Source organism: Mycoavidus cysteinexigens (assembly GCF_003966915.1).
Taxonomy (GTDB): Bacteria; Pseudomonadota; Gammaproteobacteria; order Burkholderiales; family Burkholderiaceae; genus Mycoavidus; species Mycoavidus cysteinexigens.
In genome coordinates, this window is the sequence record NZ_AP018150.1 from 1,033,093 (window position 1) to 1,052,365 (window position 19,273).

Sequence of the window (19,273 nt, forward strand, 5' to 3'; positions counted from 1 at the left end):
GTACCGTGTTAAATAATCTCTCTAAACCGCATTATGCGTGCTGCTTAGCATTACTTTTGTGCGTGAGCTCGGCCCCTGTAAGCGCAGGCCCGGTGGCAGCGCCCACCCAGGAAGTACGGATTGCGGCTGTCAATTCAGATCGTATTTTGCGTGAATCTGCGTTGGCTAAGGCGGCGCAAGAAAAGCTCAAGCAGGAATTCTCAAAGCGCGATCAGGAACTGCAAGCTCTTGCGAAGACCTTAAAAGCGAAGTCTAATAAGCTGGATAAAAATGCCGCCGCTTTATCCGATCCTGAACGCAAGAGAGCGCAATTAGAGCTGACGCAACTAGATGCCGATTTTCAGCGCAAGCAGCGTGAATTTAGTGAAGACCTTAATCAACGTCGTAATGAAGAGTTAGCTGCTGTGCTGGAGCGCGCCAATAAAGTGATCAAGCAGATCTCTGAGGCAAGAAATTATGATTTGATTGTCCAAGAAGCCGTCTACGTGAATCCGCGTATTGACATTACGGATGATGTATTAAAAGCGCTGAGCAAACCTAATGGTGGCTTCTGAATTGAAGGCGCCGCCTGCTGCCAACGACACAATGTTTACTCTTGAGCAACTTGCGCAGCAGTTTGGCGGTGAAATTGTGGGCGACAGCGCTTGCTGCATCCGCGGTTTGGCGCCGCTGGAGAGCGCGCAGCCGCAGCATCTAAGCTTTTTGGCTAATCCCAAATATCTGGCACAGCTCGAAACGACACAAGCCGGCGCGGTATTGATTACCCGCGCTGATTTACTGAAAGTTAAAAACCGTGGTGCTCGCTCGTTTCTTGTCGCACCTAACCCTTACGCTTATTTCGCTCGCGTAGCGCAATGCTTTGCAGCAGCGCAACAATTGCCGGCATTGCCCGGGATTCATCCCAGTGCCGTGATTGATCCTAGTGCGCGCATTCCGGCTACGGCATCGATTGGCCCGCACGTGGTGATTGAGGCCAATGCGGTGCTTGGCGCGCGCGCGCGTCTGGAGGCGCATGTCTATATCGGGCAAGGTGTGACGATTGGCGATGATGCGCATTTGTCGGCGCAGGTTACCGTGTATCACGGGTGTACGCTTGGCGCGCGCACGCGGATCCATGCTGGCGCCGTGATTGGCGCAGATGGTTTTGGTTTTGCCCCCGATTTTAAGGGCGACACGGGTGAATGGGTCAAAATTCCACAAACCGGCGCGGTCGTGCTTGGCGATGATGTTGAGATTGGCGCTAATACCACGATTGACCGTGGCGCAATGTCGGATACGGTGATTGAGCATGGTGTGAAAATCGATAACCTGGTGCAAATTGCCCATAATTGCCGGATTGGCGCTTACACCGTGATCGCCGCTTGCGCTGGCATTGCCGGCAGTACCGTGATTGGCCGGCATTGCATGATCGGCGGCGCAGTAGGTATTGCCGGTCATTTAACCTTAGCGGATCGCGTGATTGTGACGGCTAAATCAGGCGTTTCAAAATCTTTATCTAAGCCGGGCGTTTATACTAGCGCATTTCCCGCGATTGAAAATGCCGCTTGGAACCGTAATGCTGCTTTGATGCGTAATCTCGACAAAATGAAGGCACGCCTTAAGCAGCTTGAAGCATTAATACTAACTAGCCAAAATAAATAATTATCAGCGTGACTGAGACCAATCATTTTATTTAGGAAATTGATGAGTACCCAAGACATTCAACTCGATATCCACCGGATTCTGACTTTATTGCCGCATCGTTACCCGATTTTGCTGGTTGATCGGGTTTTAGAGCTCGAGCCGCATAAACGCATTAAAGCGCTGAAAAATGTATCTATCAATGAGCCTTATTTTACTGGTCATTTTCCGGCTTGCCCGGTTATGCCCGGGGTATTAATCCTAGAAGCATTGGCCCAGGCGGCCGGGCTTTTAACGTTTGCCGAAGAAGAATATGACCCGGCTAAATCGCTTTACTATTTTGTCGGGATTGATAATGCGCGTTTTAAACGGCCGGTCGAACCGGGCGATCAATTAATTTTGAAAGTGGAATTTGAGCGCCATTTGCGGGGCATTTGGAAATTTAACGCATGTGCTGAAGTAGATGGCGCCGTGGCGGCTGAAGCGAATTTAATGTGTACGGTTAAACCCGTGGCAGATAAGTCCTAAATCTCAAATGCTTAACAAAATAACCACTCAGCATGACAAAAATTCACAGTAGCGCAATCATTGAGGCGGGCGCCCAGCTCGACCAGACGGTCGAGATTGGCCCATATGCGGTGATTGGCGCACACGTTAAAATTGGCGCAGGCACAAAAATTGGTTCGCATAGCGTGCTTGAGGGCCATACTACGCTCGGCGAAAATAACCAGATTGGCCATTATGCGGCACTCGGCGGCGCGCCCCAAGATATGAAGTATAAGGGCGAGCCAACCCGCTTAGAAATTGGAAATGGCAATACCATCCGTGAGTTCACGACAATTCATACGGGCACGGTGCAAGATAGCGGCGTGACACGAATCGGCGACAATAATTGGATCATGGCCTATGTGCATATCGCACATGATTGCAGCGTCGGCAACCATACGATTTTTTCCAGCAATGCGCAAATCGCTGGGCATGTGCAGGTCGGCGATTGGGCGATCTTAGGCGGCATGGCTGGCGTACACCAATTTGTGCGCATTGGCGCACATTCAATGCTAGGAGGGGCTGCGGTTTTAATCCAAGATTTACCGCCGTTTATCGTAGCCGCGGGCGATAAGGCAAAGCCGTACGGCATGAATGTTGAAGGCTTGCGCCGCCGCGGCTTTACCGACGCAGCCATTGCCACGCTGCGCACCGCTTATCGAATGCTATACAAAGCAGGTCTTTCTCTTGAAGATGCAAAAACTCAGCTCGCTGAGCTGGCGGCACAAACGGATGAGGGCCAAGCCTATCTGCACCAGCTATTAGCCTTTATCGCTAGCACGCAGCGCGGTATTGTGCGCTAAAGCGTATGACTTCCAGCGTACATCCAGTGGGCCAGCCGGCGCCAATCAGCCTGGCCATGGTGGCTGGCGAGGCCTCAGGGGATCTACTCGCCGCGGCTCTTATCAAACAGCTTACAGCGCGTTTGCCAGCAGCGCAGCGATACTTTGGCATTGGCGGGTCGCAGATGATCGCCGCGGGCTTCGACGCATGCTGGCCGAGTGAAAAATTAGCGGTGCGGGGTTATGTTGAAGCCTTGCGTAGCATCCCTGAAATCTTGCGGATTCGCCGAGCCTTGAAGCGCCAACTGTTAGCTGCGCCGCCTACGGCTTTGATCGGCATTGATGCGCCGGATTTTAATCTGGGGCTTGAAGAGCAATTGCGGCGCGCTGGCATTCCCACAGTGCATTTTATTAGCCCCTCGATTTGGGCCTGGCGCGGCGCTCGCATCAAGAAAATTAAGCGGGCGACAGATCTGATGCTGTGCGTCTTTCCATTTGAGCCAGAAATTTACGCGCGCGCAGGCGTGACTGCGCGCTATGTGGGCCACCCGTTGGCGGATGTGATCCCGCTCGCGCCAAACCCAAGCGCTGCTCGCCGTCGTCTGAATTTATCTGAATCAGGCCCGATCGTAGCTGTACTGCCGGGCAGTCGGCGCTCGGAAATTGCGCTGATCGCCCCGACTTTTTTAGCTGCTATGGCGCGCATGCAAGCCTCCGAACCTGGGCTACGGTTTATCTTGCCAGCCGCCTCGGCGACCATTCGCGCGCAGTTGCAACCCATGCTGGACAACTATCCACAGCTTTCCGTCGCAGTGCTTGACGGAGATTCGCATAGCGCGTTAGAAGCCGCGGATGCAGTGTTGATTGCCAGTGGCACAGCAACCTTAGAAGCCGCGCTATACAAAAAACCCATGGTGATTTCTTATCAAGTTCCTTGGCTCACCGCTCAAATTATGAAAAGACAAGGTTATTTGCCTTATGTCGGACTACCTAACATTCTCGCGGGCCGGTTTGTGGTGCCTGAACTGCTACAACATCTTGCCACGCCGGACGCTCTTGCGCGCGCCATGCTAGATCAATTGAATGATCAGGCGAATCGAGCTAGGCTGACGGAGATTTTTACCCAGATGCACGATACATTAAAGTGTGATTCAGCGGTGGTTGCAGCTGACGCGATTGCTGAGTTTATTGAAACCTCACGCGCCGGGCAGCGTCGCTCGTGTGTTGCTTAAAGCTCCTTGGTCTCAATATGCTGACTCATTGTGATTGGCCTCTCGATAATCCAAACCGACTTATCTGCGGCGTTGATGAGGCGGGTCGCGGCCCATTAGCCGGCCCGGTAGTGGCCGCCGCTGTGATACTTGATGCAAAACGGCCGATTGAGGGGCTCGCTGATTCAAAAACGCTCAGCGCAAAAAAGCGGGCAGTGCTGTTCGAATTGATTTGTGAACGCGCGCTCGCTTTTAGCATCGCGTCGGCCTCAGTCGAGGAAATCGACCGTTTAAATATTTTGCACGCCACGATGCTCGCCATGCAGCGCGCAGTTGAAACCCTACCCATAACGCCAAGTCTGGCCAAGATTGATGGCAATCGTTGCCCAACTTTAAAGATGCAAGCGGAAGCGATTGTGCGTGGCGACGCCTTGGTGTCGGAAATTTCAGCCGCTTCTATTCTGGCCAAAGTAACCCGTGATCGAATGCTGCTTGAATTACACGCACTGCACCCCGAGTATGGTTTTGCCGCGCATGCGGGGTATGGCACTGCGCGACATCTTGCCGCCCTTAAGCAGTATGGCCCATGTAGCCACCATCGCCGCTCGTTTGCGCCAGTGCGCCAAGCGCTCGCTAGCGCTCATGCCTGATCCGGCCTACCCCCGCAAAGCATGAAAACCATCACGGCCCGCGATAACCCCTTTTTTAAGCGACTCAAGCAGCTTGCTGGCACAGTCCGCCGCGACCGCCGAGCCGGCCAAGCTCTAGCTGAAGGGCTACATTTAGCCAGTACCTACCTCGATACGCTAGGGCAACCGCGGGCCTGTATTATTGCCGAGAGCGCATTATCCGAGCATAAAATGCAGCACCCTTTGCAGCCCATCATGGCGCGCATTGAGCCATCGCGGATGGTAGTGCTAACGGATCCATTGTTTGCGCAATTATCGACCCTTGCGCGGGCAGCGCAGTGTGGCAACGTAATCTTTTTAATCGATATTCCAGCCCCCGAATTGCCGTTGCAGATTACCCATGATTGCCTGATTCTCGATGGCGTACAAGATGCAGGGAATGTCGGTTCTATCTTGCGTAGCGCCGCTGCCGCTGGTGTTCGATCTGTCTTCTGCGCTCCAGGCACCGCGTGCGCCTGGTCTCCTAAAGTATTGCGCGCGGGGATGGGCGCGCATTTTTTTCTGCACATTTTTACAGAAATTGAAATCGAAAAACTTGTGCCGCATTTTGCGATACCGTTAATCGTCACAGATTCGCACAGCACAGCTTCAATTTACGAGCAAGACTTAACCAAGCCTTGCGCTTGGATCTGGGGCAACGAAGGCGCAGGCGTTTCCACAGTATGGCGTGAACACGCTACAGACTGCGTGACTATCCCGCAAGCAGGGGGAATGGAGTCAATCAACGTTGCGGCGGCTGCCGCGGTGTGTTTATTTGAGCAACGCCGGCAGCGCACCGCTTAATTGTGCTGGCATAGTTTTTAAAATGTTGTGCAGGCAAATTGTTGCTGCGTAAATAAATATTGGGGACAATGAAAGAGCACGCTTGAATGTAAACTTTTCTCAATAGACTTTTCTTTACAGCTCTCGGCCATCGTCCGACGCTAAGCTCAATTAGATCGTAGTAAATCAGCAACATTTCTGTATTTTGCCCCCCATTATGGGTGCAAAACTTTGCCACATATTGTGGCAAGCAAACCCCTGCCTAATTACACCTTTTCGGGAACAATCAAAGACGTTTTCAACCCATGACGGCAGCCGCCGTTTTTATTAAAGGTTTGTCCGATGAAACGTTCCTTGTCTATTCCTGGTGATGCACTGTTTAAAAAATTTATGTCCAATGTCACCTTGGCTAAGGTTTTTTTAGAAGTATATTTGCCTACTTCGGTAAAACAAAATTGCGACTTTAATACCCTTCAGATTGCCAATGGTTCGTTTGTAGACACTCATCTGAGGCAAGATTTCTCAGATATTGTCTATACATTGAATGTTGCAGGCGCGCCTGGGTATATTTATGCTGTGATTGAACACGAGAGTGCGGTAGGCAGATTACCGCCATTTAAGCTTTTGCGTTATCAAACTGCAGTCATGCAACAGCATCTTGATCAAGGCAATAAATTATTGCCCGTCGTCGTGCCCCTGCTTTTTTATCGCGGGCAGACCAGCTCTTATCCAGGACCGCTAGATCCAGATGAACTCTTGCAGAGCATACTAAAATATCTTGTAAAAGAAGGAAAATGTATTGATTATTCGCAGTTCATTCAGTTGGTGATTGAAATTGCGTCAAACTATCGTGAGGAAATTATGACACTTGGTCAACAGTTAGAGCAAAAAGATTATCAAGAAGACTACCAAAAAGGTAGGCGTGAAACAATTCTTGAAATTGTCAGCAATATGTTAGCTACGGGAATGCCGCTCGATAGGATTAAAGAGCTCACCAAGCTTTCTAATCGAGATTTAGCAGAGTCAATTTCAGCTCTTTAATATTTAATACGATGGTTTATCAAGCCTAATTTCCTGCAAAATAGTTGCAGCGATTTCTTCGATTGATTTATGCGTAGAAGAAAGCCACTTGATATTTTCGCGACGCATCAACGCTTGGGCCTCATTGATTTCATAACGGCAATTTTCAAGCGAGGCATATTTACTGCCAGGACGCCGTTCATTGCGGATTTCCGCAAGCCGGCTAGAGTCGATCGATAAGCCAAAAATTTTCGACTTATGAGGAAGCAGGGGCGTAGGCAGCTTGCCACGCTCAAAATCTTCTGGAATAAGCGGATAATTGGCGGCTTTTATCCCATATTGCATGGCTAAATAGAGCGTGGTTGGCGTTTTCCCGCTACGTGAGACGCCTACTAAAATAACCTCGGCGTCCTCAAGGTTAAGATGGGACTGGCCATCATCATGGGTCAGAGAAAAATTGATTGCCTCAATCCGGTTTTTATAAGCCTCAGTATCTGCTGCTTGGTGCCCACGCCCCATCGCATGGCTGGATTTAACTTTAAGTTCGTGCTCAAGCGGCTCGATAAAAGTTTGGAACATATCTAGCACAAGGGCGTTTGAGCGCTTCACAATCTCATTTGATTCGCTATTGACTAACGTGGTAAAAACAATCGGCCGGCTGCCACTCAACTCAGCGGCATGGTTAACCTCATTCAGCGTGGCATAAGCCTTGTCTAACGAGTCCACAAAAGGCACGCGCACTAAACGAAATTTCAGATCAAATTGTGAAAGAATTGAATGCGCAAAGGTTTCGGCAGTAATGCCGGTTCCATCAGAAACAATAAATGCAGTAGGTGGCATAGTGTTGTATTACAGTCAATTTAAAGCATGGATAGGACAGGCTGTGTTATTGCCCATTGGGCGAGACACGCATAGCACGGTAGAATAGCGGTTTTTGAGCGTCAATAAAGCTTTTTTACATTTTAGGGACTGTGATGAATAGGGCAGTGGATAGCAATGCTTACGTGGTGCCGTTTGAGCAATTGCGCATGACGGATGTTGAGATCGTCGGTGGTAAAAATGCATCACTTGGTGAAATGATTAGCCAGCTTACACTTGCTGGCGTGAGTGTGCCGGCTGGTTTCGCGACAACCGCGCATGCATTTCGTGAGTTTCTACAACTCAATAATTTGAGCACGCGCATTGCGCAACGATTGCAAAATCTAGATATTGATGATGTTAAGGCGCTCGCCGTAGCTGGACGTGAAATTCGCCAGTGGATTATCGACGCGCCGTTGCCAGCTAGATTAGTCGCCGAAATTCGGGAACATTTTGAGCTGCTACAAAAAGATGCAGCGGAATTGTCATTTGCTGTGCGCTCCTCGGCAACTGCTGAAGATCTGCCCGATGCGTCATTTGCTGGCCAGCAAGAATCCTACCTTAATGTGGTTGGCATCGATTCAATTCTTGACCGCATCAAACATGTTTTTGCTTCACTCTACAATGATCGCGCGATTTCATACCGCGTGCATAAGGGTTTTGCGCACGCAGAGGTTGCCATATCGGCAGGGGTCCAGCGCATGGTGCGCTCAGATGTAGGCGCTGCTGGCGTGATGTTTACGCTAGACACCGAGTCCGGCTTTAAAGATGTGGTCTTTATTACCTCAAGCTATGGCTTGGGAGAAACCGTGGTGCAAGGTGCGGTGAACCCGGACGAATTTTATGTTTTCAAGCCCACGCTGGCGAGCGGCCATGACCCAATTATTCGTCGTACGCTTGGCTCAAAATTGCTCAAAATGGAATTCGCGCCGCCAGATGACGCGGAGCGGGTCAAAACGGTCGATGTAGAAGTCGCGCAACGTAATCGCTATTCGATTACCGATGAAGATGTGATCCAGCTTGCCAAATACGCAGTGATTATTGAACAGCACTATGGCCGCCCGATGGATATTGAATGGGGCAAAGATGGGCGCGATGGCAAGCTCTATATCCTGCAAGCGCGGCCTGAAACGGTCAAGAGCCAAGCCGACGGTAAACGTGAGCAACGTTTTAAACTTAAGAATGTTGCCCCAGTATTGGCTACAGGCCGAGCCATTGGTCAGAAAATCGGTGCTGGTCCAGTGCGTGTGATTCGCGATGTGAGCGAGATTGAACGCGTACAGCCTGGCGATGTGCTCGTCGCCGATATGACAGACCCGAATTGGGAGCCGGTGATGAAACGCGCTGCCGCTATTGTCACCAACCGCGGCGGGCGGACTTGTCATGCCGCTATTATTGCACGCGAATTAGGCGTGCCTGCGGTGGTTGGCTGCGGCGAGGTTACGGACCTATTACGAGATGGCGCGCTGGTCACCGTCTCGTGCGCCGAAGGCGATGAAGGCAAGATCTATGATGGTCTGCTTGAGATGGAGGTTACTGAGATTGAGCGGGGTGATTTACCCGCTTTGCCAGTGAAGATCATGATGAACGTTGGCAGCCCGCAACTGGCCTTTGACTTTTGCCAATTGCCGAATGCTGGAGTGGGCCTGGCACGGCTCGAATTCATTATCAATAATAATATTGGTGTGCATCCAAAAGCTGTGCTGGATTACCCTAATGTTGCGCCGGATCTCAAAAAAGCAGTGGAGAGCATCGCTCGCGGCCATGCCTCGCCACGCGCATTTTATGTCGAAAAACTAACCGAAGGGATCTCCACCATTGCCGCTGCCTTTTATCCAAAGCCAGTTATCGTGCGATTGTCCGACTTTAAGTCAAATGAATATAAAAAGTTGATTGGCGGTTCACGCTATGAACCTGACGAAGAAAACCCAATGTTAGGTTTTCGTGGTGCGGCGCGCTATATTTCTGAGGAGTTTGCCCCCGCTTTTGAGATGGAATGCATTGCTCTTAAGCGCGTACGTGAAGAAATGGGCTTAACGAATGTTGAGATCATGGTGCCCTTTGTGCGTACGCTGGCGCAGGCCGAGCGCGTAGTGGCGCTGCTGGCGCAATTTGGTCTAAAACGCGGCGACCATGGTTTACGCTTGATTATGATGTGCGAAGTTCCATCGAATGCGATTTTGGCGGCTGAATTTTTGCAATATTTCGACGGCTTTTCAATTGGCTCAAACGATTTGACCCAACTCACGCTTGGACTGGACCGGGATTCTGGCATGCCATTGTTGGCGCAAGACTTCGATGAGCGCGACTTGGCGCTGCGTTTTATGCTAAGCCGCGTAATTGATGAATGTAAACGGCAAAATAAATATGTCGGCATTTGCGGGCAAGGGCCGTCAGATCATTTAGATTTTGCGCAATGGCTGATGGACGCTGGCATCATGTCACTCTCGCTGAATCCCGATACCGTCATCGAGACTTGGCGCGCGCTCGTGAAAACAAATTAGAGGTTTTTTAAAGCGCCTACGCTTTTCAGGTTAATCAAGGAGCTTTTATGATGCAAGCAAGCCTAGTCTGGTGGCTTTTAGCCGGGGGGCTCGTGATTGCCGAGTTGCTCACGGGCACCTTTTACCTATTAATGGTTGCGTTGGGCTGTCTAGCGGGTGGCGCGATGACCTTACTAGGATTTTCGGTCGCCGAGCAACTGGCCATGGCGGCCGCGGTCGCACTGAGCGCATTGCTACTGTTACGCCGTTCCCGTTTCGCGGCGGCGAGAGGGCGCCAGGCGCTCAATAATCCCAGCAATAATCTCGATCTAGGGGCATCCTTGCAAGTAGCGGCTTGGCAAGGACGCCGCGCGCGCGCATTTTATCGTGGCACGCAATGGGATGTTGAACTGGCAGAGGGAGAAAATATAGCCAGCGAATGGTATGAAATTAAAGAAATGCGCGGCAATCTTTTGATTGTTGTGGCCAAGCGTAGTTAATCAGTGGGTTTATTTGTAAGGAAAAATTATGTTACTCGATACCAGCTTCCTCGCGCTTATTATATTTATCATCGCGATTGTGATTGCGGCGCAATCCGTAAAAATTGTGCCACAACAACATGCTTGGGTGCTGGAGCGGCTTGGCCGCTATCATGCCACGCTAACGCCAGGCGCAAGCATTGTGCTGCCATTTATTGACCGCGTCGCCTATCGGCATATCTTAAAAGAAATTCCGCTCGATGTACCGAGTCAGATTTGCATCACGCGGGATAACACGCAATTGCAAGTGGATGGCGTTCTATATTTTCAGGTCACTGACCCGATGAAAGCTTCTTATGGCTCAAGCAACTACATTCTCGCCATCACGCAGCTTGCGCAAACCACATTACGCTCGGTGATTGGCAGGCTCGAACTCGACAGAACCTTTGAAGAGCGCGCGGTCATCAACCACAGCATCGTTGAAGCATTAGACGAGGCGGCGGCCAATTGGGGCGTTAAAGTATTGCGTTATGAAATCAAAGATCTCACGCCCCCCAAAGAAATATTACATGCAATGCAATCGCAAATCACTGCTGAACGTGAAAAACGCGCATTGATTGCTGCCTCCGAAGGTAAACGGCAAGAGCAAATTAACCTAGCCACTGGCGCGCGCGAAGCCGCGATTCAAAAATCGGAAGGTGAAAAACAAGCTGCGATTAACCAAGCGCAAGGGCAGGCGTCAGCGATTCTCTCCGTAGCCGAAGCGAATGCGCAAGCAATTGCAAAGGTGGGCCACGCAATTCAATCGGCCGGCGGTACTGAGGCGGTGAATTTAAAAGTTGCAGAGCAATATGTGAGTGCTTTTGGTAACTTGGCTAAGACCGGCAATACGTTAATTGTGCCAGCGAATTTGAGCGAAGTGAGTACGATGATTGGAGCGGCGTTGTCGATCTTTAAGCAGGGGAAGTAAGAGTAAGTTTATAGTTGTTTTTTTACAATTTGATAAGAGAGAATTCAGAAATTTATGGTAAATTTGATATGAATGCTCTATTTTAATAAAATTATTTTAGCAGGAAAATTAAAAAATATTTTTTAATTAAGTATTAATGGATTATTTATTAGAAAAGTAATTTTTTTAAAAAATTAACCCTGAGTAAAGCGGAGTATAGAAGAAATATGAAAAAGTTAATTTTAATGAGTTTGTTTGTTACGGGAAGCTGGATTTCGGGCTGTGGTGGTGATAGCTCTATAAAAAATGCGGGGGCTTTATCGGAGCCGAGTAAAAAGCTTGTATCAGAAGAAATGCCTTCCAAAGTAAATCTTATATCAGAGGAAGGCACACTATCAGAAAATGGTGAGGATTTACTAGATACAAGTGAAATTTTTTCGCAAGAAGACGATCCTTCTGAAGTAAATTTTACGTCAGAAGGAGGCTCCGAAGCTTCAGTATTGGATGCTCGTGAAGCTAGTCCCGAAAGAGATGCACATGCAACTACCTCCATGTCCGAGTGGACTGGAACATGGGCTTGGGATTCAAGTATGCTCAAGGATTCGCAGCATGTACTTACTTCTGATTCTTTCCTTCGCGCTCAGCTGACTTTTGCCTTGCAAGCAGAGGCGCCAGGTCTAAAAATTACTTTGGAAGAGTGGAGGAATGGAGTTGATGAATACAGCTCGGGATTTCAAATTCAAGCAACAGATAATTATAGTGAAATGGTAAATGCTGACTCCACTAAATTTGAGTTTATTCTTCCAAGAGCGGCTTTAATAAGAGTATTACCTGAGTTGGAAGGGATTTGGCTAGAAAGTGGGGTGAGTTCGAAAAACAAAAAGAGGGCAGAGTCCATAGTACGCAAAGGGATAAAATATTTTTATGCTGAACAAGGGGAGTTACTCGAGCAAAATATAAAATGGGATTTGGATGGAGATCAATGTATTGCAAGCAAAAAGAAGGCAATATTGGGAAAGCATCTTTTTGAACCTCGAGATCGTGTAGCCAGGGCAGACTAAAATTTGAGTATATGCGTGGCACCAATATATTTATCATCAAATTTTGAGGTTGCTGTACGTTTTGGGTCGGTTATCACAGAATTATAAAGGAACGGAAGCCTGTTATAAATTTTGGTTTCAAACATACAAAATTTCTGGCAGGTTCTTTTCTTAAAAATCACCTAACTCTACGTATCAACCTAGCCTTCTCTAATCCCGTTTTTCTCCATCCCCCGTTTATCATGAATCTTCTTACCTGAGGCTAAACCGATTTCACACTTAACCTGCCCCTTCGTATAATGCAAACCTAATGGCACGGGCAGGAGCCATATTTTTCTATTTTAGAATGGAACTAATATTGAGGCAGAAATATCTATTATTTGATGAAGCTAATTTAAGGGGGGTAATGAGGTGTATTTTCGGCATTTTTTGGCGTTAATTGTCGATTTATGCATGTTGATTTATTTAAAAACTTAACTTCTGGTTAAAGAATTTTAGCAATTTGATTTTTTGGAAAAAGCGTGAAAAAACAGGTTTTAATAGGTTTACTAGTTATGGGAAGTTGGATTAGCGGATGCGGTGGGGATAATAGCATTACTGAACTTTCTAACCAAGAACGTTCACTTCAACTTACAGATAGTCGGCTTGTAAAATGGCATCAAAATAATGAAAATAATACATTTTCTGAAAATGGCATTGCTGCGCATTTATCTCGAGATGCACAGAAAAATGTTAACGCTATGCTTATTTTTACAAAATCAGATTCATCAGACTCAGAATTGGGTTTTGCTTCTTTGTTAAAAGATGAGGATGGATTTGAGGACGGTAAATATCAATATAAAATTGAGCAATTAAACGGGGCAAATTATTATAATGAAAATCAGCATCCTAAATTAGCTGTGCATATTTCTATAAAAAATTTATTGCAAATTTTCCCTGCGGAATCGCTTGATTCCCTAAAACAGACATCACTAAAAGATTTAGCAGAAAAACTCAATAATTCAGTAGAGTTTTTCTTTAATGGAAAAGACAAACTATCTATAGAGTTGGTTGGGGATCTAAATAGTGATAATTGTTGGGTTGTGGTCGACGCATTGCATCCAGGCGAGTATGGCGGGTGGGCAAAAGAAAATGCAAGTGCGTCCGCAGATAGCATCGTCGATGAGTTGGCGATAGCCGAGGGTCAATAATTAAACGGGTTAGGATTTCTATTTACGGAAGCTAAAATTCAATGTTTCCGAATTATTTGAAGCAATGACAAACTGCTCGTCAAATAAAATAACCCATTGAATTTTTTTTGAGCGCCGTTTCTGCAAGCCTCTAAAGGGTAAGTAGAGGCGGGCGGCTCTTTTTAAGAGTGAAGAGTGACTTTAAGTAGAATTTTTTGATCTTTACTTTAAGCTATGTTGCATTGCGAGAGTGCAGGTTTCATTGATTGTATTTCGCGCTTTCAAACTCACTCAGCCCGACGCATCAACCTAGCCTTCTCCCGCTCCCAATCCCGCTTTTTCTCTGTCTCTCGTTTATCATGCATCTTCTTGCCTTTGGCTAAACCAATCTCACACTTGACCCGCCCTTTCGTATAATGCAAATCTAACGGCACGAGCGTATAACCCCGCTGTTCGACTTTACCGATGAGCCGTTTGATTTGCGTTCTATGCATGAGCAACTTTCGAGTGCGCACGGGATCTGGCCGAATATGGGTCGAGGCGCTTAAAAGTGGGCTAATATGTGCGCCGATTAGAAAGAGTTCAGCATTGCGGATTACGACATAGCCTTCTTTGATCTGGGAGCGGCCAGCGCGGATAGCCTTCACCTCCCATCCTTCGAGTACAAGGCCGGTTTCGTAACGCTCTTCAATGAAATAATCGAAGAGCACTTTTTTATTGTTGCTGATACTCATGATGGGAGAAACGTATATGCTTCGGCTAAAATAATCATTCTAACAAAGCCGCTTGCCTTGTGCTGGCTGATTTGCGCAAATTGCGCAGTTTCTTAAGTAAATTTTTATGCCGGATGTCCAAAAAACCGTTTTGGTTCGCTATGCGGCCGAACAAATGTTTGACCTTGTTAATGATGTTGACGATTATCCAAATTTCTTGCCGTGGTGTGCTGGGGTCGAGATCTTTGAGCGCAGCGAAAGCGAGATGAGAGCAAGGATTGATATTAACTTTAAAGGGATTAAGTTGCATTTTGCAACGCGTAATACACAGCAGCGGCCGGCCCGCATCGATATGGTGTTTGCTGATGGCCCATTTAAAAAATTTACGGGTTACTGGTGTTTTACGCCGCTTCGCGCGGATGCCTGTAAGGTTGAATTCTCCTTGCATTATGAATTTGCAAGTATGATCTTAGGTAAGTTGATTGGGCCAGTGTTCCATCATATTGCGAATTCTTTCGTTGAATCTTTTGTAAAGCGCGCACAAATTAAGTATGCTCCCCCAGCTTGAAGTCGAAATTTGTTATGCCTTGCCTGAGCGCCAGACGGTGCTGAAGGTTATGCTGCCAGCCGGCGCAACGGTGGGCCAAGCGATTGCTGCATCGGGTATTGCACAGGTCCATCCAGAACTAGATTTAACCCAGCAAGCAGTTGGGATCTGGGGGAAAATTGAATCATTAGAAACCGTATTGGCGGCGCATGATCGCGTTGAAATTTACCGTCCTTTAAAAGTAGATCCCAAACTAGCGCGGCAACGGCGCGCGGAAAAGGCGCGCATGGGGCGTCCTGAAGGTCGTAGGTGGCGCACCTAAAACAGAAAAATGATTCATAGCGATAATTGCTAGGTAAGCATTGAAGCGCGTATAATCCGTTTTTGCGCCTCTAGGATATGTTATGCGCCTTCTTCAGAAAGCCTTGACCTTTGACGATGTATTACTCGTGCCTGCATTTTCCAATGTCTTGCCGCGAGAAACCTCCCTTAAAACCCAATTCACCCGCCGCATCACATTGAATATGCCGCTGGTCTCTGCGGCCATGGACACCGTGACCGAAGGCCGACTTGCGATTGCAATGGCTCAGCTAGGCGGGATTGGCGTGATTCATAAAAATTTGTTAGCGGCTGAGCAAGCCCGTGAAGTAGCGAAAGTTAAACGCTTTGAATCTGGCATCGTGCGCGATCCGATTACGGCGCCGCCTGATCTTAAAGTGCGTGACGTGATTGCGCTCTCGCGGCAGCACGGCATTTCGGGTGTTCCGGTGGTGGAAGGCACGCAGCTGATTGGTATCGTAACGAACCGCGATCTGCGTTTTGAAACTCGCTTAGACGAGCCTGTGCGCGCCGTGATGACGCCGCGTGAGCGTTTGATTACGGTGCCGGAAGGCACACCCCTGGCGCAAGCTAAAGAGTTGATGCACCACCATCGGCTTGAGCGCGTGTTAGTGGTGAATAAAGCGTTCGAATTACGCGGTTTAATGACCGTTAAAGATATTTTAAAAGCGACTGAACATCCGGATGCCTGCAAGGATGAGCAGGGAAAACTGCGAGTAGGCGCTGCTGTCGGGGTCGGTCCAGAAAACGATGAGCGCATTGAGTTGCTGGTGCAAGCCGGGGTTGATGTGCTGGTCGTGGATACGGCTCATGGCCATAGCCAAGGCGTGCTCGAGCGCGTGCGCTGGGTTAAGCAGAGTTTTCCGCAGATTGAAGTAGTGGGTGGCAATATCGCTACGGCTGACGCGGCCCGCGCTTTGGTTGAATATGGCGCAGATGGCGTAAAAGTAGGGATTGGCCCAGGCTCCATTTGTACGACTCGGATTGTGGCTGGCGTTGGGGTGCCGCAAATTTCGGCGATCGCCAATGTGTCTGCCGCGCTTGCCGGTACTGGGGTGCCGGTGATTGCAGATGGTGGAGTGCGCTATTCAGGAGATGTTTCTAAGGCGCTAGCCGCGGGCGCGCATAGTGTGATGATGGGCGGCATGCTGGCAGGTACTGAAGAAGCCCCGGGCGAGGTATTTTTATATCAAGGCCGCTCTTACAAATCTTATCGTGGCATGGGCTCAGTAGGCGCTATGAAAGATGGCGCTGCCGATCGTTATTTTCAGGATAATTCGGCGAATATCGATAAACTAGTGCCGGAAGGCATTGAGGGCCGGGTTGCATATAAAGGGAGCGTCAGCGCTATTTTATTTCAGCTCGTGGGCGGTGTGCGCGCAAGCATGGGGTATTGTGGTTGCCGCACCATCGAAGAAATGCACGAGCAGGCTAACTTTGTTGAAATTACTTCGGCAGGCATTCGTGAGTCGCATGTGCATGATGTACAGATTATGAAAGAAGCGCCGAACTATCAAGTGGAATAAATGCAAATGCATGACAAAATTTTAATTCTCGATTTTGGTTCGCAGTTTACCCAGCTTATCGCGCGCCGTGTGCGCGAGGCTCATGTATATGCGGAAATTCATCCTTGTGATGTAGACCCAGCTTTTATTCGGGATTTTGCGCCAAAAGGCATTATTTTATCGGGTGGCCCCAACTCAGTGACCGGGGCGGATACGCCGCGTGCGCCGCAGGTTGTGTTTGAATTGGGTGTGCCTGTGTTGGGGATTTGCTACGGCATGCAGACGATGGCCGAGCAGCTTGGCGGTAAGGTCGAGCACGGTCATGTGGGAGAATTTGGTTATGCAGAAATTCTAGCGCATAGTCATGCCAAACTCTTGCACGGTCTAGAAGATTTTCATACGGATGCGGGCCAAGGCGTGCTTAAAGTATGGATGAGCCATGGCGATAAAGTAAACGCAATGCCGCCCGGATTTACGCTGATTGCGTCAACGGATGCCTGTCCGATTGCGGCTATGGCAGATGACGCTAGGCGTTTTTATGGGGTTCAGTTTCATCCAGAAGTGACCCATACGCCGCAGGGCAAAGCGCTTCTTACGCGTTTTGTGCGTGAGGTGTGCGGCGCGCGTGCTGATTGGATTATGGGCGATTATGTCGAGGAAGCCATACAATGGATTCGCCGGCAGGTCGGCAATGAGCGAGTGATTTTAGCCATTTCTGGCGGAGTCGATTCCTCGGTCGCGGCAGCTTTGCTGCATAAGGCGATTGGTGCGCAACTAACCTGCGTATTCGTCGATCATGGTCTACTGCGGCTGAATGAAGCGGAGCAGGTCATGGAGACCTTTGCAAATCACCTGGGGGTGAATGTTATCCATGTCAATGCAAGCGAAACCTTTTTGCAGAAGCTGACCGGCGTAACTGACCCTGAGCAAAAGCGTAAAATTATCGGCGCGGAGTTTGTCGAAATATTTCAGCACGAAGCCCAGCAGTTGGTTGATGCGAAATGGCTTGCGCAAGGCACGATTTATCCAGATGTGATCGAATCGGCTGGTAGCAACAAACCAGGCGCAGCGAAAATCAAAAGCCATCATAATGTAGGGGGGCTGCCCGAAACCTTGCATTTGAAGTTGCTCGAGCCTTTGCGTGAACTGTTTAAAGATGAGGTACGTGAATTAGGCATTGCACTGGGCTTGCCAGCGGCGATGGTTTATCGTCATCCATTCCCGGGCCCAGGTTTAGGCGTGCGGATTTTAGGTGAAGTTAAACGCGAATATGCCGCTTTGCTGGCGCAGGCCGATGCAATTTTTATCGATGCGTTGCGCAATACGATCGATCCGCACACAGGCAAGTCATGGTATGAGCTCACCAGCCAGGCGTTTGCGGTTTTTCTGCCGGTTAAAAGCGTTGGCGTAATGGGTGATGCGCGTACCTATGAATATGTTGTGGCGCTGCGCGCAGTGCAAACGCAAGACTTTATGACCGCACATTGGGCGCATCTGCCGCATGAATTATTGGGCCAGATCTCAAACCGGATCATTAATGAAGTGCGTGGCGTTAATCGTGTGGTTTATGATATTTCGGGTAAGCCGCCGGCGACTATTGAATGGGAATGATTTGACGTTCAGCAAAGGCTGGCGCTAAGCAGCACGAAACACCCCGTAAGCCCGCGTCACTGCGGGCTTTTTTGCGTCTGCGTTTAGCATTTTCTGGCACAAAATAGCAGCTTCAAGCATCATTTTTTCATGGCATTTTGCATGGTATTATTTTTTTCAACATCATGACGAATGCTCAATACCATGCCACGATTTTCCAACGTCTCATGGTATTGAAATGGCTCAAGTCCTTTTTTTATAAGGATTTGAGGGGTGAAAAAAAGCAATTATTCGATCATGGTATTTTTAACCCTATGAAAAAATGCTTACCGATACGAAGCTGCGTAATCTCAAACCAAAGGACAAACTCTATAAGGTGAAAGACCGTGACGGCCTTTATGTGTGCGATTTACAGACATCTCTTGCACAGCATGGCTGCTTAGAAGTAATTGCTTCTTCTTTGCGCCTTCGTGGCGCACCGATGTCTGTAAATCGCACAGGTAATCAACTGTCGGCGGCGCATGACCAGGGCGGCCAGCATCTGTTGCGCCGACGTTGGCAATGGCTTGACGAACTTCTCACGCTCAGGATGACGCTCGATCACTTCGCCGAGTTGGGCAAGGGCACGCGCATCAATGCTATCCGTTTTAGCCAGCTGCCCCATCGCACGCGCAAAGTCACGCGCCTGGCGGGGATTGACGACAGCTACCGCGTGCCCGGCAGCTTGTAACGCACAGGCAACAGGCATTTCAAAGCCGCCCGTGGCTTCAAGCACAATCAGCGCGACCCGATGTTCCGCCAACCTTGCCAACAGAGTATCGAAGCCGCCCTTATCATTGGACATGCTAAAGGGAGGAGACTGGAGACCAATCGCCACATCCAGCGTCATCTTAGCTACGTCAATACCAACCGTGATCGGTGTTAGATTCGTATCTGGCAAGCTCTTCATTATCCCTCCTTGTACATGCGAA

General features: G+C 48.8%; 19 protein-coding genes and 2 pseudogenes. 17 read left to right on the top strand and 4 right to left on the bottom strand.

The genetic code is table 11. The annotated features are described in order from the left end of the window. The first annotated feature begins 5 nt into the window (after nt 1-5). The 8 genes from MCB1EB_RS04420 to MCB1EB_RS04455 all read left to right on the top strand — a co-directional run bounded on the left by MCB1EB_RS04420 (nt 6) and on the right by MCB1EB_RS04455 (nt 6,651). The gene (locus MCB1EB_RS04420; RefSeq protein ID WP_081677936.1) at nt 6-554 is read left to right on the top strand and encodes an OmpH/Skp family outer membrane protein; all 549 of its coding nucleotides are present in this window, start codon (nt 6-8) and stop codon (nt 552-554) included. Between the two features lie 31 nt (nt 555-585). Then, a complete protein-coding gene (lpxD, locus tag MCB1EB_RS04425) occupies nt 586-1,641 on the top strand; it encodes a UDP-3-O-(3-hydroxymyristoyl)glucosamine N-acyltransferase (protein ID WP_045365703.1) in 1,056 nt (351 codons plus the stop codon). Nucleotides 1,642-1,683: 42 nt separating this feature from the next. Further along, nucleotides 1,684-2,148, top strand: a complete 465-nt coding sequence (gene fabZ, locus MCB1EB_RS04430) for a 3-hydroxyacyl-ACP dehydratase FabZ (protein ID WP_045362682.1) — start codon at nt 1,684-1,686, stop codon at nt 2,146-2,148. A 32-nt stretch (nt 2,149-2,180) separates the two neighbouring features. Then, nucleotides 2,181-2,969, top strand: a complete 789-nt coding sequence (lpxA, locus tag MCB1EB_RS04435; protein WP_045362679.1) for an acyl-ACP--UDP-N-acetylglucosamine O-acyltransferase — start codon at nt 2,181-2,183, stop codon at nt 2,967-2,969. A gap of 5 nt (nt 2,970-2,974) precedes the next feature. Beyond that, complete coding sequence (lpxB, locus tag MCB1EB_RS04440; RefSeq protein ID WP_045362676.1) at nt 2,975-4,180, top strand: lipid-A-disaccharide synthase; 1,206 nt, start codon at nt 2,975-2,977, stop codon at nt 4,178-4,180. Nucleotides 4,181-4,197: 17 nt separating this feature from the next. Continuing rightward, on the top strand, nt 4,198-4,809 hold the full coding sequence (rnhB, locus tag MCB1EB_RS04445) for a ribonuclease HII (protein WP_026920773.1): 612 nt from the start codon (nt 4,198-4,200) through the stop codon (nt 4,807-4,809). Between the two features lie 21 nt (nt 4,810-4,830). Then, nucleotides 4,831-5,631 (top strand): TrmH family RNA methyltransferase, encoded by an 801-nt coding sequence (locus tag MCB1EB_RS04450; RefSeq protein ID WP_045362673.1) that lies wholly within the window; start codon nt 4,831-4,833, stop codon nt 5,629-5,631. A gap of 321 nt (nt 5,632-5,952) precedes the next feature. Continuing rightward, nucleotides 5,953-6,651, top strand: coding sequence for an Rpn family recombination-promoting nuclease/putative transposase (locus MCB1EB_RS04455; protein WP_052393720.1), 699 nt, complete (start codon nt 5,953-5,955; stop codon nt 6,649-6,651). Nucleotides 6,652-6,654: 3 nt separating this feature from the next. Here MCB1EB_RS04455 and ppsR read toward each other — a convergent pair whose 3' ends face one another. Further along, entirely contained in the window at nt 6,655-7,470 is an 816-nt protein-coding gene (gene ppsR / locus MCB1EB_RS04460; protein WP_026920770.1) for a posphoenolpyruvate synthetase regulatory kinase/phosphorylase PpsR, read from the bottom strand. A 134-nt stretch (nt 7,471-7,604) separates the two neighbouring features. On the opposite strand from ppsR, the gene ppsA reads away from it, so the two are divergent. The 4 genes from ppsA to MCB1EB_RS04480 all read left to right on the top strand — a co-directional run bounded on the left by ppsA (nt 7,605) and on the right by MCB1EB_RS04480 (nt 12,460). Beyond that, complete coding sequence (ppsA, locus tag MCB1EB_RS04465) at nt 7,605-9,992, top strand: phosphoenolpyruvate synthase (protein ID WP_045362670.1); 2,388 nt, start codon at nt 7,605-7,607, stop codon at nt 9,990-9,992. A 47-nt stretch (nt 9,993-10,039) separates the two neighbouring features. After that, nucleotides 10,040-10,471, top strand: coding sequence for an NfeD family protein (locus MCB1EB_RS04470; protein WP_026920768.1), 432 nt, complete (start codon nt 10,040-10,042; stop codon nt 10,469-10,471). Nucleotides 10,472-10,499: 28 nt separating this feature from the next. Continuing rightward, a complete protein-coding gene (locus MCB1EB_RS04475; RefSeq protein ID WP_045362668.1) occupies nt 10,500-11,420 on the top strand; it encodes an SPFH domain-containing protein in 921 nt (306 codons plus the stop codon). Between the two features lie 206 nt (nt 11,421-11,626). After that, complete coding sequence (locus tag MCB1EB_RS04480; RefSeq protein ID WP_045362666.1) at nt 11,627-12,460, top strand: hypothetical protein; 834 nt, start codon at nt 11,627-11,629, stop codon at nt 12,458-12,460. Between the two features lie 179 nt (nt 12,461-12,639). Here MCB1EB_RS04480 and MCB1EB_RS12000 read toward each other — a convergent pair. Next, nucleotides 12,640-12,756, bottom strand: a pseudogene (locus MCB1EB_RS12000) (SsrA-binding protein); the annotation flags it as partial. A gap of 204 nt (nt 12,757-12,960) precedes the next feature. Between MCB1EB_RS12000 and MCB1EB_RS04485 the strand changes: the two are divergent. Then, a complete protein-coding gene (locus MCB1EB_RS04485) occupies nt 12,961-13,629 on the top strand; it encodes a hypothetical protein (RefSeq protein WP_126353883.1) in 669 nt (222 codons plus the stop codon). Between the two features lie 266 nt (nt 13,630-13,895). Here the strand turns inward: MCB1EB_RS04485 and smpB are convergent, their stop codons facing one another. Further along, nucleotides 13,896-14,342: an SsrA-binding protein SmpB gene (gene smpB, locus MCB1EB_RS04490; protein ID WP_026920764.1), complete on the bottom strand. Its 447-nt coding sequence runs from the start codon at nt 14,340-14,342 to the stop codon at nt 13,896-13,898. 106 nt (nt 14,343-14,448) lie between these two features. On the opposite strand from smpB, the gene MCB1EB_RS04495 reads away from it, so the two are divergent. From MCB1EB_RS04495 to guaA, 4 genes are all read left to right on the top strand, one after another. Then, nucleotides 14,449-14,889 (top strand): type II toxin-antitoxin system RatA family toxin, encoded by a 441-nt coding sequence (locus MCB1EB_RS04495; RefSeq protein ID WP_045362660.1) that lies wholly within the window; start codon nt 14,449-14,451, stop codon nt 14,887-14,889. Then, nucleotides 14,873-15,190 carry an RnfH family protein gene (locus MCB1EB_RS04500; RefSeq protein WP_026920762.1) on the top strand — a complete coding sequence of 106 codons (318 nt, stop codon included), beginning with the start codon at nt 14,873-14,875 and terminating at the stop codon, nt 15,188-15,190. Before MCB1EB_RS04495 ends, MCB1EB_RS04500 begins: the two co-directional genes overlap by 17 nt. 82 nt (nt 15,191-15,272) lie before the next feature. Beyond that, entirely contained in the window at nt 15,273-16,733 is a 1,461-nt protein-coding gene (gene guaB / locus MCB1EB_RS04505) for an IMP dehydrogenase (protein WP_026920761.1), read from the top strand. Nucleotides 16,734-16,739: 6 nt separating this feature from the next. Continuing rightward, nucleotides 16,740-18,323 (top strand): glutamine-hydrolyzing GMP synthase, encoded by a 1,584-nt coding sequence (gene guaA / locus MCB1EB_RS04510; RefSeq protein WP_045365697.1) that lies wholly within the window; start codon nt 16,740-16,742, stop codon nt 18,321-18,323. A 484-nt stretch (nt 18,324-18,807) separates the two neighbouring features. Here guaA and MCB1EB_RS04520 read toward each other — a convergent pair. Next, a pseudogene (locus MCB1EB_RS04520) lies at nt 18,808-19,251 on the bottom strand (IS110 family transposase); the annotation flags it as partial. Nucleotides 19,252-19,273: the final 22 nt, after the last annotated feature.

What these genes read in the sequence shown, in the direction of transcription:
- MCB1EB_RS04450 (WP_045362673.1), top strand. Translation starts at nt 4,831, where the DNA reads ATGAAAACCATCACGGCCCGCGATAACCCCTTTTTTAAGCGACTCAAG.
- fabZ (WP_045362682.1), top strand. Translation starts at nt 1,684, where the DNA reads ATGAGTACCCAAGACATTCAACTCGATATCCACCGGATTCTGACTTTA.
- MCB1EB_RS04495 (WP_045362660.1), top strand. Translation starts at nt 14,449, where the DNA reads ATGCCGGATGTCCAAAAAACCGTTTTGGTTCGCTATGCGGCCGAACAA.
- ppsR (WP_026920770.1), bottom strand. Translation starts at nt 7,470, where the DNA reads ATGCCACCTACTGCATTTATTGTTTCTGATGGAACCGGCATTACTGCC.
- MCB1EB_RS04500 (WP_026920762.1), top strand. Translation starts at nt 14,873, where the DNA reads ATGCTCCCCCAGCTTGAAGTCGAAATTTGTTATGCCTTGCCTGAGCGC.
- rnhB (WP_026920773.1), top strand. Translation starts at nt 4,198, where the DNA reads ATGCTGACTCATTGTGATTGGCCTCTCGATAATCCAAACCGACTTATC.
- guaB (WP_026920761.1), top strand. Translation starts at nt 15,273, where the DNA reads ATGCGCCTTCTTCAGAAAGCCTTGACCTTTGACGATGTATTACTCGTG.
- lpxD (WP_045365703.1), top strand. Translation starts at nt 586, where the DNA reads ATGTTTACTCTTGAGCAACTTGCGCAGCAGTTTGGCGGTGAAATTGTG.
- MCB1EB_RS04455 (WP_052393720.1), top strand. Translation starts at nt 5,953, where the DNA reads ATGAAACGTTCCTTGTCTATTCCTGGTGATGCACTGTTTAAAAAATTT.
- MCB1EB_RS04475 (WP_045362668.1), top strand. Translation starts at nt 10,500, where the DNA reads ATGTTACTCGATACCAGCTTCCTCGCGCTTATTATATTTATCATCGCG.
- lpxB (WP_045362676.1), top strand. Translation starts at nt 2,975, where the DNA reads ATGACTTCCAGCGTACATCCAGTGGGCCAGCCGGCGCCAATCAGCCTG.
- MCB1EB_RS04470 (WP_026920768.1), top strand. Translation starts at nt 10,040, where the DNA reads ATGATGCAAGCAAGCCTAGTCTGGTGGCTTTTAGCCGGGGGGCTCGTG.
- ppsA (WP_045362670.1), top strand. Translation starts at nt 7,605, where the DNA reads ATGAATAGGGCAGTGGATAGCAATGCTTACGTGGTGCCGTTTGAGCAA.
- smpB (WP_026920764.1), bottom strand. Translation starts at nt 14,342, where the DNA reads ATGAGTATCAGCAACAATAAAAAAGTGCTCTTCGATTATTTCATTGAA.
- MCB1EB_RS04480 (WP_045362666.1), top strand. Translation starts at nt 11,627, where the DNA reads ATGAAAAAGTTAATTTTAATGAGTTTGTTTGTTACGGGAAGCTGGATT.
- lpxA (WP_045362679.1), top strand. Translation starts at nt 2,181, where the DNA reads ATGACAAAAATTCACAGTAGCGCAATCATTGAGGCGGGCGCCCAGCTC.
- guaA (WP_045365697.1), top strand. Translation starts at nt 16,740, where the DNA reads ATGCATGACAAAATTTTAATTCTCGATTTTGGTTCGCAGTTTACCCAG.